The organism is Lysinibacillus sp. G4S2 (assembly GCF_030348505.1).
Taxonomy (GTDB): domain Bacteria; phylum Bacillota; class Bacilli; order Bacillales_A; family Planococcaceae; genus Lysinibacillus.
The window spans coordinates 1,451,134-1,464,372 of record NZ_JAUCFJ010000002.1; the positions used below are offsets into that span (position 1 = coordinate 1,451,134).

Sequence of the window (13,239 nt, forward strand, 5' to 3'; positions counted from 1 at the left end):
GGGAGAAAAGTGATGTCAAAAGAGGTTGTAATAGTGAGTGCTGTACGTACAGCTATTGGTTCATTCCAAGGAACATTAAAGGACGTACCAGCGACAAAATTAGGGAGTATTGTTATTAAAGAAGCATTAGCACGTGCTGGCGTAGCAGGTGAACAAGTCGACGAGGTCATTATGGGGAATGTCTTATCGGCTGGACTTGGTCAAAATCCAGCTCGTCAAGCAGCGATTACAGCAGGCTTACCACATGAAGTATCTGCGTTAACGATTAATAAAGTATGTGGCTCAGGACTAAAAGCAGTTCACTTAGCGTCACAGGCTATTTTAGCAGGTGATGCGGATATTATCGTTGCAGGTGGCTTTGAAAATATGAGCCAAGCACCGTATGTATTAAAAAATGCACGAGAAGGCTTCCGCATGGGGGATCAAAAGGTAGTCGATACGATGATTCATGACGGATTGTGGTGTGCATTTAATGATTATCATATGGGTATGACAGCAGAAAATTTATGTGATGCCTATGAGGTTTCTCGAGAAGAACAAGACGCTTTTGCAGCACGTTCACAACAGCGTGCGGAAGCGGCGATTGCAGCAGGGAAGTTTAATGATGAAATCGTAGCAGTTGAAATTCCTCAGCGCAAGGGAGATCCTATTGTTTTCGAAAAAGATGAATTCCCGCGTCAAGGCGTTACAGCTGAGTCTCTATCTAAACTACGTCCTGCCTTTAAAAAGGAAGGCTCTGTGACAGCAGCAAATGCATCTGGCATTAACGATGGTGCAGCAGCTGTTGTTGTGATGTCGAAAGAAAAAGCGGAAGAGCTCGGCATTCAACCAATGGCATTAATTACAGCGAATGCAAGCGCGGGTGTTGACCCAGCTATTATGGGAACTGGTCCTGTAACGGCAGTAAAGAAAGCATTGGCAAAGGCTGATGTGACGTTAGAAAATATAGATTTAATTGAAGCAAATGAAGCATTTGCAGCTCAATCTATTGCTGTAGATCGCGAACTAGGCTTTAATCATGATAAACTAAATGTCAACGGGGGAGCAATCGCTCTTGGTCACCCAATTGGTGCAAGTGGAGCACGTATTTTAGTAACGCTTTTACATGAGATGGAAAAGCGTGATGCAAAAACAGGTCTCGCAACACTATGTATCGGTGGAGGGCAAGGCGTAGCAACAGTTATCAAGCGCCCGTGAAGTCGATAAGAAGGTGAATTACAAATGGGAAAGAAACGCAAACAGCAGCAACACGCAAATGATGGCATGACAGCCAACCTACCAAAGCAGGATGCCCTTACATTAGCGGATCAGCTTGGCGGTGACGTACTTGCCAAATTAAAAGCTGCAAAACAAGATTTAACAGCGAAAGAGCAGGCCGCCGAAGAAGAGCGCCAAGCAAAACTAGCTTTTGAACGCAAACAACGCGAAAAAAACAAATCGTTTGAAGAACTTCTAAACGAATACGGCGATAAAGGCTCAAAATTTTAAAGAAAAACAGTGAATCCAAATTTTGCGGATTCACTGTTTTTTTGTTTTATCGGAGAGATTTCGAGATTTATCGGAACAATTTTATGTTTTATCGGAGATTTCGAGATTTATCGGAACAATTTTATGTTTTATCGGAAAGATTCTTAGATTTATCGGAATGATTTTTGTTTTTATCGGAAAGATGGACTAGATAAATTCTAGAGTATTAAAAAATAGTCTTTCTAGTAGTTCTGTATCGGTAACAGATTGAATCATTGCGTTTAAATAAGTTTCTTTATCCATATTTGTAAAGTTCCAATTAACACCTTTAGATAGTGCATAAGCTTGTACAAAAATACGAATAGTACGCCCATTTCCTTCTCTAAAAGGGTGTAACATATTCAATTCGGATTTGTAATATGCCAATCTATTTGCAGCTTGATTAATGGTAGTCCAGGTAGGTTCATTATTTAATTGATAAAACAATTCACTGGCATAGGAATTAATAAATTGAAATTGACAAAACCTAATTGAACATCTCTAAAATGTCCAGCGAACGGATAAATATCTTGAAATAAATGAGCATGCAAATTTTGAAAGTCTTGAAGGTGGAACGACTTGATTTTGTATGTTCCTTGTTCAATTTGTGTAGCTCTTAGAGAAAAAACAAATGCTTCTGCTAATTCAAGACTTTGGTAATCGGTGATGTCTAGAAGATTTGTTTTTAAAAGGAAGTCGTCATCATTAAGTTTTTTATTGTACTTTTCCATTATTCAGAACTTCCTTAATAATGGTCGGAGAAATTTGAATACCGGAATTAACGATCTCAAGCACTTTTTTCTGAAGTGTTGGAGTTAGTGATAAATTTTCAATTTGTAAATTTTTAAGTACACGATTAAATTCAGGAGAGTTTAATTGGATTTGTTTCATTTTAAATTGCTCCCTTCTCTTACTTCTTATTATGTGCTGTTGTGACAACTTCGACAATCAAACACTTTCGTATAGTTTCTTTCAAGACAATATGGAGTTCAATAGAGTAATTTTTTCAAAGTCTATCATAAATTATTATTTCTGTATTAGGAATTCGTTGGTGAAATTATGGCTCATCCTCAAAGGTTGTGGATGACATTTTTAAAAATATAGGGCTGTATACTAGTTGATCTTCGTTCCAGCTGGGCGACTCCTTGGGGCTCAGCGTCACTGATGAGACCCTGGAGCGAACAACGCGAGTGAAGCGGCTCATCGGACGCCCCAAGGAAAGCGCCCAGTCGGAACGGAAACTACGCGAAAAAAACAAATCGTTTGAAGAACTTCTAAACTAAAGAAAAACAGTGAATCCAAATTTTTCAGATTCACTGTTTTTTTGTTTTTATCGGAACATTAATCACAATAAATATACTTTGCCAAATACTATCTTTATATACGATTTTAAATATTCTTCTGTATTGTGAAATAATAAACATTCCAATCAATATTTTAGTTTGAAATAAACAAAATGTATTTTATTATGAAAAAAAATAACTAAAAAATGATTTAATTTAACAATTTTAGTTGACAAAAAATATTCAGAATAATATGATAATTACGAAATCTGTGATTAACCGAGAGTTTCATATAATTTTTAATAGAAAAGGGGGATTTTCTTGAAAAGGTTTGGAATTTCGTTGGTGGTTCTTGTGTTAATGATTGTTTTGGCAGCTTGTAGTAATGATAACGGGAATGCTACTAGAAGTAACACAAATGAAATAATCGAAGGTGTGCCTGAAGGTGTACAAAACGGCGTAAAAATTGCTGTATTACGTAATCTAGCTTCAGATGATCATACGAAGCAATTTTTAGATGGTGCACGTAGGGAAGGAGAAGCTTTGGGGTTCAAGGTGGATACGCATATAGTTGAAAATAATGATGCTAAGTTCCAGGAATTAGTTTCACAAATTACACAGCAAGACTATGACGGCATTATTATTTCACACGGTAAAGAAGACTATTCATATGACATGATAAAGCCTGCAGTTGATAAAGGTATTAAAGTGACATTATTTGATACGGTCGCTAAAAAAAATGGTCAGAGTTTAGATGGTGTTACAGCTACTTTTCAAGATGATTATGAATTAGCTCGATTATCTCTACAAGAAATTGCAGATTTAAGTACAGAGCCTGTAAAGGTTATTAAACTATGGTTTGGAGGACTATCTCCGTTAGATAGACGTCAGGAAATTTATAAAGAATTCGAGGAGAAAGGTGAGATTGTCACTTTGGAAACAATTGGACCGACTAATTTCCAAGATATACAAGGTGACATTGCAGCAAAAGTAAATGCCGTTTTAGCAAAATATCCTGAAGGTACAGTAGATGCTATTTGGGGCTCATGGGATGAGTTAGCAAAAGGAGCTTATAAATCATTAGTAGATAACAAACGTTCTGACATTAAATTAATTTCAATCGATGTATCAAATCAAGATATTAACTTGATGAAAGAAAACAATAGTCAATGGATTTCCACAGCTGCTGTAGACCCAGCGCTAATCGGCCGTATGAATATGCGTTTAATGGCAAAAAAATTAGCGGGTGAAGAAACTCCTGAAGAGTACGATTTAGCTGCAAAGTTAATTAAACAAAGTGATTTAAAAGACGACACGACGATGCTCAATTTAAATGAAATTATTGATGGCTGGGGTGTATCTTCTGATTTTGATGAGGGGTGGATGAAAACTCTACGTGAACACTATTCAAAATAATACAAAGATGACGTCTTGTTTTCAACTTCTTTCAGCGGGTGTTCAAACATCCGCTGAAAGAAGTTATAGCCTCCGGTGGATGTCACGGAATTATGCCGAGGCATAATTGATTAAGACGTTTTCTTTTACCTAAATGTGAAAGGCGTGTTAGCTATGAAAGCCAAGACCGTCATTGAGATGAAAAAAATTTCAATCGAATTTCCTGGTGTGAAAGCTTTAAGTGAAGTCGATTTCCAATTAGAGTCAGGCACGATTCACGCTGTCATTGGTGCTAATGGGGCTGGGAAATCGACTCTTATGAAAATTCTCTCAGGAGCCTATCCACATTATACGGGGGATATTTTTATAAACGGTGAACTAGTTGCTATTACTGATGCGAAAAAATCAAAGGAACTAGGTATAGATATTGTTTATCAAGAAGTTGATACAGCGTTAATACCTTATTTAAGTGTTGCTGAGAATATTATGCTTGATCAACTGATATTCGATAAAAAATCAATTATCAATTGGCGAAAAATCCGTCAACGTGCGAAAGAAGTGCTTAACCGAATTGGTATTGAGTTAAATACTGAAAAAAAGGTCCAAGATATCTCTTTAGCAGATAAACAAATGGTGTTAATAGCGAGAGCCATAATTCATGAGAGAAAATTTCTTATATTAGATGAACCGACTGCCCCTTTAAGCCAGGCAGAAACTGAGAAATTGTTTTCTATAGTCCGAGATTTAGTTAAAAATCATCATCTTGGAATTGTCTTTATCTCTCATCGGCTTCCGGAACTATTTGAAATCTGCGAAAAAATCACCATCATGAAAGACGGAAGAATCGTAAAAGAAAGCTTGATTGAAGAGATTACTCAGAATCAAGTTATTGAACAAATGCTTGGTAAAACTTTCGATTTAGTACATCACAAACAATTAAAAGAAAAAGGAGAAATAGCCTTACAGGTCAACCATCTTGTCGATGATTCAGGCTTGGTCAATGACGTATCTTTTTATGTTAAAAAGCATGAGATTATTGGTTTGGCTGGTTTAGTGGGAGCTGGTAAAACAGAATTATGTAAAGCGATATTTGGTATGTCAAATATTAAATCTGGTGCTATTGAATTGTATGGAAAAACGATTAAAAATCTAACTCCTTACCATGCTGTTAAAAACCATTTCGGATTGATTCCTGAAGAACGTCGTAAAGAAGGAGTATTTGTTGAAGAGCCGATTTTCAAAAATTTATCGATGGCCAATTTACAGCCATTCACACGTTTAGGTAGTTTTATTAAACAAACAAAAGAACGAGAGGCTGCTCGATCGATGATTCAAAAAATAGGCGCTAAAACACCGAACGAACTACAAAAGGTTGCGAATCTTTCTGGTGGTAATCAACAAAAAATCGCAATTGGTAAATGGTTAATGACCGATGCAGAAATCCTTCTGTTTGACGAACCTACAAAAGGCGTCGATGTTGGGGCGAAAAGTGATATTTTTAATCTAATTGATGAACAAGCAAAAGAAGGAAAAAGCGTTATCTATGCAACAAGTGAATTAAGTGAAATTTTGTTAATTACAGATAGAATCTACGTGATGTACGACGGGAAAATTGTGAAAGAATTAGTCACTAGTGAAACGACAGAGGATGAAGTCATGTTCTATGCTACTGGAGGCGAAGCGTATGCAAGAGCGTAAAAACAATCAAGCTCTTATATTTATTAAGGACTGGGCAATTGTATTAGCTGTTATTTTGTTGATTATTATTTTCACCGTTACTATCCCTAATTTTATGCAAACAAATAATGTTTTAAATATTTTAAGAAGTATTTCAATCGTTACGATAATAGCGGTTGGATTAACGGTTTCATTATCTGTTAATGGTTTTGACTTGTCGATAGGTTCAACAGCTACATTGGCGAACTCAGTTGTTGTATCTATGTTTGTATGGTTTAGTATGCCAACTGGTGTATCTATTTTGGTAGCTATTTTAGCCGTTCTTTGTGTAGCACTATTTAATGCATTTTTAATCGTAAAAGTGAAGATACCTGATCTGTTTGCCACATTAGCAACTATGTTTATTGTTGAAGGTGTTGCGATGACCTATACAGGGGGCGGTTCAATCTCTGTTGGTATGCCTCGTTTGGATGGAACACCAACAGAAGGTGAAATTTCAGATTTCTTCTTATTATTAAGTAAGACACCTTGGATCATTTTAATCATGTTAGTCATCGTTATTTTAGTGCATTTATTTTTAACATATACGAAACATGGACGCTTTTTATACGCTGTTGGCGGCAATGAAGAAGCAGCAAAATTATCGGGGATTCCTGTTAACCGTTATAAAATGTTAGCTTATATTTTTTCAGCGGTTTTAGCAGGAATTGGTGGGTTATTGCTCGCATCTCAAATCGGGTCTGCACAAATTAATGCAGGTGCAGGCTATTTAATGCCAGCTGTTGCTGCTGCATTTATAGGGCAGTCATTTGCTGGTCATGGTAAGCCAAATGCCATTGGAACATTATTTGGAGCCGCATTAGTCGGAGTTTTAGAGAATGGATTAGTCATGTTATCAGTTCCTTACTATTCTTTAAATATTATAAAAGGACTTGTTTTAGCATTTGCGCTAGCTTCAACGTATTACAGTAGAAAAAAATAGGAGGTATTGTTATGTATTCCAAATATTTTTTAATGAACGAAGAAGATGTTAAAAGCTATGTACAAGCAAAAATTAAAGATTTTAGTGGAACACTATTTAGTGACGAAATTGGTGATGGCAATTTAAATTATGTATTTCGCGTAAAAAATGAGCAAGGTAACTCTGTCATTGTCAAACAAGCTGGTCCACAAGCTCGTATTTCTGAGGATTTCGTGTTATCTACAGACCGAAACCGAATAGAAACCGAAGCTTTAATAATTGAAGGTGAATTTACCCCTTCCCTCGTACCAAATATTTTACTGTTCGATGAAGTTATGAGTTGTTGTGTGATGGAAGATTTAAAAGGCTTTGAGATTATGAGAAAGCAATTAAACGTATTTAAAACGTACGATCATTTCGCCGAGTTAATTTCTACTTTTATGGCAGAGAATCTTATTCGAACAACGGATTTTTTGCTAGATCCAAAAAAGAAAAAAGAATATCAAAAGCGATTCATCAACCCCGAGTTATGTGAAATTACAGAACATCTAGTTTATACAGAGCCTTATATTAATTTTAAAGAGCAAAATATTTTAACCTCTGGAAATGAAGAGTGGATTCATTCATTTGTATACAAAGATACAGCTCTTCATTTAGAAGTTGCTAAACGGAAAATGCAGTTTTTAACAGAGGCTCAAGCGCTTTTACATGGTGATTTGCATACAGGTTCTATTTTTATTAATGATGAAACATTGAAGGTCATTGATCCAGAATTTGCCTTCTATGGACCTATAGGTTATGATGTGGGGAATTTAATTGCTAATCTAACGTTTTCCTGGGCAAGAGGATTAGCTTACGAAGAGGACGAATTTGTTTCATGGATTGAAGAAACATTACTATCTACTATACAATTATTTCGCAAAAAGGCACGAAGCATTTTAGCCACATCAACAGAGCAGTTTGCTGTTTACACAGCCTTACTCGATGATTATATGGATCGAATCAGTCGAGATGCATTTGCCATTGCAGGAATTGAGATGAACCGTCGCATAATTGGCTTAGCTAAAGTAGCAGATATTACGACCATTGAACCAATTGATGCTCGTATAACAGCCGAAAGACGTTGTTTAAAGATTGCGAAAGAGTGTATTTTAAATAAGGAAATTAGCCATATTCAAGGCTATATAAAGCTATTACAAAAATATAAGAATGGGGTGTTGATTTAATGGAATTAAATACAATTGAATGGAAAAATGATACACTCGTTCTATTAGATCAAACAAAATTGCCAAATGACATTGTGTACGTAGAAATCCAAACTGTAGAAAAAGTATGGGATGCCATCCATACAATGATTGTACGAGGGGCTCCTGCCATTGGTGTAACAGCAGCTTATGGGGTATATGTGGCGATTCAGCACTTTGAAGGTTCTGTTACAGCTGCAAAGGAAGAAGTACAAAAGCATGTACAGTATTTAGCCACTTCTCGTCCAACAGCTGTCAATTTATTCTGGGCTTTAGAAAGAATGGAACAGAAAGCCTTGCAAATAGAGACAAATGATTTAGTAGCATTCCAGGATATTTTATTACAAGAAGCGATTGCTATTCATACTGAAGATATCGAGATTAATCGTTCCATAGGTGAACATTTATTGACGCTGTTGGAAGATGGCCAAGGGGTACTAACTCATTGTAATGCCGGGGCTTTGGCTACGACAAAATACGGCACAGCAACTTCTCCTTTTTATTTGGCAAAGGAGCGGGGGATGAGTTTTAAAGTATTTGCTGACGAGACTAGACCTCGTTTTCAAGGTGCCATGCTTACTTCTTTTGAACTCTTTAACGCTGGTATTGATGTTACGTTGATTACCGATAATATGGCAGCGACGGTGATGGCACAAGGCAAAGTACAGGGAGTCATCGTTGGCTGTGATCGTGTAGCTGCTAATGGCGATGTTGCTAACAAAATTGGGACACTCGGTGTGGCCATTTTAGCTAAATACTATAATATTCCCTTTTATGTAGCGACACCAACACCGACGATTGACTTACACTGCCCAACTGGTGCGGATATCCCGATTGAAGAGCGGAGTGTAGTTGAAGTGTTAAAACCAGCAGGACAATATGTCGCGCCCGCTGATGTGAAGGTGTACAATCCTTCTTTTGATGTGACACCCGCTGCCCTGATAACAGCGATTGTCACGGAAAAAGGAATCATTAAACACCCGACAGAAGAAAAGGTGCGTGCAATTTTTAACTAATCAAAGATAGGATGACACGCATGACAAATTCTCTGAAACGAAGACAAGATGAAATTAATAAACTAGTGAACCAAAAAAATTACGTAGAAATCTCAGACTTAAGCGAACGATTTCAAGTATCAGAGATGACGATTCGACGCGATTTAGAAAAGATGGAAAGTGAAGGGTTATTAATTCGTGTATTGGGTGGCGCAAAGCCTATCCAAAAATCCTTTGTTGAAGATAATTTAAATTTTCGCGCATCTGAGAACTTAGAAGCTAAGCAACTAATGGCCCAAGAAGCAGCTACATTAATCCAGGATGGAGATGTAATTGGCATTGATGCAAGCACTTCGGCTGCAGAAGTCGGTAAATTGATTAAAGGGATGAAGAATATAACAGTCGTTACGAATAATATAAGTGTTGCCCTTGATTTAATATCGAGTGAAGTGACGACGATTTTACTCGGCGGTTATGTACGTCCAAACTCTATTTCGACTATGGGAACATCTTTAAAGAAATATATGGAATCTATCAATATCGATAAACTGTTCATATCTGCAAGAGGCTTGACATTACAAGAAGGATTAACTGACTCAACAATTGATGAGGGCGAAGCTAAACAAGCGATGATTCACAAATCTAATGAGGTAATTGCACTTATTGATCAGAGCAAGGTTGGCGTGAAAAAATTATTCCAAGTCATGCCAGCCGATGCTATTTCTACAATTATCGTTGATGAAATTAAACCGTTTAACGAAGAACAGCAAGAAGTCGTTAATGAATTTTTGACAAGTAATTTAGATTTACGCATTGTGCGAAAAAAATAAGTCGTCACCATATTGCGATAAAGCAATGGGAAGGTGGAATTAGATGAGACTTCAAACAGAGCGAGAAAAAGTTGTTCGTCATTGTCAATTAATGATTCGAAATGGATTAACAAAAGGAACCGGTGGAAATATTAGTATCTATGTTCCTTCCGAAAATTGCGTCGCTATTAGTCCAAGTGGTATCCCTTACGAGGAGCTAACCGCTGCTGATATCGTTTTGATTAACTTAGAGGGGCAAGTAATCGAGGGGCATCATAAACCTTCTAGTGAATGGGCGATGCATACAATGGTGTATAAAAGACGTCCAGAACTTAAAGCGGTTGTGCACACGCATTCTATTTTTGCCAAAACACTTTCTTGTTTACGTGAGGACTTACCTGCTGTCTCTTATTTGGTTGCAGTGGCAGGTAAAGCGGTTCAATGTGCTGAGTACGCAAGCTTTGGCACACCTGCCCTTGGTGAAAATGCACTTAAAGCAATGGAAGGTTCGAAAGCAGTCTTACTGGCTAATCATGGTTTGTTAGCAGGTGGTGAAAATGTGGAGGAAGCTTTTAATATTGCTGAAGAAATAGAACTATGTGCGGAGGTATACGTTCGTGCTAGATCTATTGGTACACCAGTTATTTTAGATGATAAAGAAATGACATATATGTTAGAGCGATTCCAAACATACGGAAAACCACTAGAAAAGAAATAATCATATAAATCCCCCTCGAAAGCTTCTTAGCAACTTATCGAGGGGGATATTTTATTTATCGGAAAGATTTCGAGATTTATCGGAACAATTTTATGTTTTATCGGAAAGATTCTCAGATTTATCGGAATCATTTTTGTTTTTATCGGAACATTTAGTTGTGAAGAAGAATGAATTTACATTATATTCCTTAGATGATAAAATTAATCCCCTATAATGAAAAATAGGGGACGCTGTCAATAACATATATCTCTTTATAGTTATAGTTTAGTTATAATCTATGAGATAGGAGAGCAAAAATGATTGAATTAAGCACGCAAAGATTAAGAGTAATCCCATTAAACGCAAAGTATTTAGAATTACTAATTAATGAAGAACAGACTTTGGAAATAGAGTTGTCATTAAGTAGTGCAGAAGTTTTTGTTGATGAAGAACTTAAACAAGGTTTGAAGTTTAGACTTTCGAAAGTATTAGAAGATGAGCAAAATTATATTTGGCACACGAATTGGTTGATCGTGTCGAAAGAAAAAAACTGTATTGTTGGTGGTATCATGCTTAAAGGTTTGCCGAATGAAAAGGGTGAGGTTGTAATTGGATACTACACCTTTTCACACTATCAGGGAAATGGATACATGACAGAAGCTGTTACAGCGCTTAAAAATTGGTTACTGCGCCAATCTACTGTTAAATATGTGATTGCTGATACTGACAAAAATAATATAGCCTCACATCGGGTGTTAGAAAAAGCAGGAGCGATATTATATACAGAAACCGATGCACTCTATTTTTGGAGATTCGTTTAACATCAAATTAAAGACAAAGAGGCAAATAAAAAAGCGTGTTTTGAAAAAAGATTGATCAAAACACGCTTTTTCTATATTCAGATTCAGTACCGGTTCGTTGAAAAAGAGTTAGGAATCTATGTTATATTCCAACAGCTTCTAATTTCATAATGGCACCAAAATATTGTGAAGCAGTGGTAAAGGAGATAAATGCACATAGTTCACTTATTTCCTTTTCTGTAAAATATTCTCAAAGTATATTGAACATAGAATCTGATATATCGCCCCTTTGCTTTAAAAATACTTCTGCAAATCCTACTGCAACAGATATTTTTTCATTAAAATTATCAGGTTCAGGTTTTCCTTTTGCTTTACAATACTCACAGCCGCTACTTTGAGCTAATGTTCGTCTAACCTGTTCTTTTAATCCAGAAAGTAACAGTCCGTCTTTTTCTAATGCATCTCCTAAGTGTGACCATGCTTCCATTACTTCTTTGTTATGTCCTAAAAGTCTTTGAAAAGGTGTTTCTCCAAAATTAGATTCCTCAATTCTTGTCATTTAAAGTGCCTCCTTGTTATATTAAATATAAGTTAATTATAAAAAATAAAATTACAAAATCACATTAAATTAAAGATGAATAAGTGAGAAAATGTTAAAATTATTAACGAATATTGGAGGATTTATTTAAAAATGAAAATAGATGATATTGATAGAAAAATAATAGATGAATTACAAAATAATAGCCGTTTATCAATGAGTGAACTTGGAAGAAGAGTGAAATTGTCTTCCCCATCCATAACGGAACGAGTAAGACAAATGGAGTCATTTGGGTTGATAAAAAAATATACCTTAGAAGTTGATTACGAGAAATTAGATTTACCAATCCAATGCATAATAGAAGCAACTGTTAAAAATGGTGACTATAAGTCTTTTAAAAATTATATAGAGAAACTTTCAAATGTAGAATTTTGTTATCGTATTGCAGGAAATGCTTGTTATATGCTCAAAATGCATTTCGAAACCTTTGCTAAAGCAGAGAAGTTCATTGATACCGTTAGTCCATTTGCGCAAACTGTAACACATTTTATTTTTTCAGAAGTTCAAACAAATTTAAGATTTGATATGGACTGATCATTTCTTATCTAAAGATTACTTCTGCGCGTTACTTCAATAAGAAAGGCCACCAGTATGTTGGCAGCCTTTCACATAAGCACATATTGTTGGTTTGAAAATAGTTGTACTGTTTATAAAAAAGTTTGAATAAAACCTCTGCATTAAAATGGTTCATCACCAAAAGTCGTGGATGACATTTGTTTAAACGTATGCCATATAGGTTGATGGGGGTGGAGACTGGGCGACTCCTTGGGGATCAGCGTCACAGATGAGACTCTGGAGAGAGCACCGAGAGTGAAGCGGCTCATCGGACGCCCCGGGAAGCTCTGCTCTGTAGCGAAAGCAAAGCATCAGCTACAAATGTTTTATCTGCGCGAAAGCGAAGCGTCAGCGGCAAAGCGCCTAGTTGGAACGGAAATCAACTACACGTTTTGGTGAAGAGCCATTTTATTTACTTACTTATTCAGCAATCGGGCCAAGAATCCACTTTGATCAATCTTTTTTCAAAACGGGCTACATGACGGAAACTGTGAGTATGATGAAAGATTGGTTACTACGTCAATCAAATGTTAAGTATGTGATTGCTGATACAGGGAAAAATAATATTGCCTCACATAAAGTATTACAAAAAGCTGGTGCAACGTTATATTCAGAATCTGAAGAACTATATTTCTGGAGATTCCATTAAAGTAAGTTCTGTATATTGAAAAAATAATAAAGTGTTAAAGTGTTATTATCCCCTTCAAGTAGAAAATGTA

17 protein-coding genes and 1 pseudogene are annotated in these 13,239 nt (G+C 36.2%); 14 read left to right on the forward strand and 4 right to left on the reverse strand.

The annotated features are described in order from the left end of the window. Positions 1–12: 12 nt before the first annotated feature. Both QUF91_RS07355 and QUF91_RS07360 read left to right on the forward strand, forming a co-directional pair. A complete protein-coding gene (locus QUF91_RS07355; RefSeq protein WP_285394481.1) occupies positions 13–1,197 on the forward strand; it encodes an acetyl-CoA C-acetyltransferase in 1,185 nt (394 codons plus the stop codon). A 24-nt stretch (positions 1,198–1,221) separates the two neighbouring features. Next, positions 1,222–1,488: a YqkE family protein gene (locus tag QUF91_RS07360; RefSeq protein WP_285394480.1), complete on the forward strand. Its 267-nt coding sequence runs from the start codon at positions 1,222–1,224 to the stop codon at positions 1,486–1,488. 186 nt (positions 1,489–1,674) lie between these two features. Here QUF91_RS07360 and QUF91_RS28070 read toward each other — a convergent pair whose 3' ends face one another. The 3 genes from QUF91_RS28070 to QUF91_RS07370 are packed head-to-tail and all read right to left on the reverse strand — an operon-like array spanning position 1,675 to position 2,397. Further along, complete coding sequence (locus QUF91_RS28070; protein ID WP_353957838.1) at positions 1,675–1,953, reverse strand: Fic family protein; 279 nt, start codon at positions 1,951–1,953, stop codon at positions 1,675–1,677. Beyond that, positions 1,938–2,237 carry a hypothetical protein gene (locus QUF91_RS07365; RefSeq protein WP_289417296.1) on the reverse strand — a complete coding sequence of 100 codons (300 nt, stop codon included), beginning with the start codon at positions 2,235–2,237 and terminating at the stop codon, positions 1,938–1,940. Before QUF91_RS07365 ends, QUF91_RS28070 begins: the two co-directional genes overlap by 16 nt. Beyond that, on the reverse strand, positions 2,221–2,397 hold the full coding sequence (locus QUF91_RS07370; protein WP_289417298.1) for a Zn-dependent hydrolase: 177 nt from the start codon (positions 2,395–2,397) through the stop codon (positions 2,221–2,223). Before QUF91_RS07370 ends, QUF91_RS07365 begins: the two co-directional genes overlap by 17 nt. Positions 2,398–2,651: 254 nt before the next feature. Between QUF91_RS07370 and QUF91_RS07375 the strand changes: the two genes are divergently transcribed. The 9 genes from QUF91_RS07375 to QUF91_RS07415 all read left to right on the forward strand — a co-directional run bounded on the left by QUF91_RS07375 (position 2,652) and on the right by QUF91_RS07415 (position 11,388). Beyond that, complete coding sequence (locus QUF91_RS07375) at positions 2,652–2,789, forward strand: hypothetical protein (RefSeq protein WP_289417299.1); 138 nt, start codon at positions 2,652–2,654, stop codon at positions 2,787–2,789. 321 nt (positions 2,790–3,110) lie between these two features. After that, positions 3,111–4,205 (forward strand): sugar ABC transporter substrate-binding protein, encoded by a 1,095-nt coding sequence (locus QUF91_RS07380; RefSeq protein ID WP_285398235.1) that lies wholly within the window; start codon positions 3,111–3,113, stop codon positions 4,203–4,205. Between the two features lie 153 nt (positions 4,206–4,358). Beyond that, positions 4,359–5,882: a sugar ABC transporter ATP-binding protein gene (locus QUF91_RS07385; protein WP_289417301.1), complete on the forward strand. Its 1,524-nt coding sequence runs from the start codon at positions 4,359–4,361 to the stop codon at positions 5,880–5,882. Then, positions 5,869–6,843 carry an ABC transporter permease gene (locus tag QUF91_RS07390; protein WP_289417303.1) on the forward strand — a complete coding sequence of 325 codons (975 nt, stop codon included), beginning with the start codon at positions 5,869–5,871 and terminating at the stop codon, positions 6,841–6,843. Before QUF91_RS07385 ends, QUF91_RS07390 begins: the two co-directional genes overlap by 14 nt. A gap of 11 nt (positions 6,844–6,854) precedes the next feature. After that, the gene (gene mtnK, locus QUF91_RS07395) at positions 6,855–8,048 is read left to right on the forward strand and encodes an S-methyl-5-thioribose kinase (RefSeq protein ID WP_289417305.1); all 1,194 of its coding nucleotides are present in this window, start codon (positions 6,855–6,857) and stop codon (positions 8,046–8,048) included. Further along, entirely contained in the window at positions 8,048–9,082 is a 1,035-nt protein-coding gene (gene mtnA, locus QUF91_RS07400; RefSeq protein ID WP_285398232.1) for an S-methyl-5-thioribose-1-phosphate isomerase, read from the forward strand. Before mtnK ends, mtnA begins: the two co-directional genes overlap by 1 nt. A 20-nt stretch (positions 9,083–9,102) precedes the next feature. Beyond that, positions 9,103–9,891 carry a DeoR/GlpR family DNA-binding transcription regulator gene (locus QUF91_RS07405; RefSeq protein ID WP_285398231.1) on the forward strand — a complete coding sequence of 263 codons (789 nt, stop codon included), beginning with the start codon at positions 9,103–9,105 and terminating at the stop codon, positions 9,889–9,891. 43 nt (positions 9,892–9,934) lie between these two features. Continuing rightward, positions 9,935–10,588 carry an L-fuculose-phosphate aldolase gene (locus QUF91_RS07410; RefSeq protein WP_285398230.1) on the forward strand — a complete coding sequence of 218 codons (654 nt, stop codon included), beginning with the start codon at positions 9,935–9,937 and terminating at the stop codon, positions 10,586–10,588. 296 nt (positions 10,589–10,884) lie between these two features. Then, complete coding sequence (locus QUF91_RS07415) at positions 10,885–11,388, forward strand: GNAT family N-acetyltransferase (protein ID WP_289417307.1); 504 nt, start codon at positions 10,885–10,887, stop codon at positions 11,386–11,388. Between the two features lie 121 nt (positions 11,389–11,509). Here QUF91_RS07415 and QUF91_RS07420 read toward each other — a convergent pair. Next, positions 11,510–11,926, reverse strand: a pseudogene (locus QUF91_RS07420) (carboxymuconolactone decarboxylase family protein). A gap of 132 nt (positions 11,927–12,058) precedes the next feature. Here QUF91_RS07420 and QUF91_RS07425 point away from each other — a divergent pair. The 3 genes from QUF91_RS07425 (at position 12,059) to QUF91_RS07435 (ending at position 13,169) form a co-directional block, all read left to right on the forward strand. Beyond that, on the forward strand, positions 12,059–12,499 hold the full coding sequence (locus tag QUF91_RS07425) for an Lrp/AsnC family transcriptional regulator (protein ID WP_285398227.1): 441 nt from the start codon (positions 12,059–12,061) through the stop codon (positions 12,497–12,499). A 231-nt stretch (positions 12,500–12,730) separates the two neighbouring features. Then, complete coding sequence (locus QUF91_RS07430) at positions 12,731–12,919, forward strand: hypothetical protein (protein WP_289417309.1); 189 nt, start codon at positions 12,731–12,733, stop codon at positions 12,917–12,919. Then, a complete protein-coding gene (locus tag QUF91_RS07435; RefSeq protein ID WP_285398226.1) occupies positions 12,888–13,169 on the forward strand; it encodes a GNAT family N-acetyltransferase in 282 nt (93 codons plus the stop codon). Before QUF91_RS07430 ends, QUF91_RS07435 begins: the two co-directional genes overlap by 32 nt. Positions 13,170–13,239 lie beyond the last annotated feature (70 nt).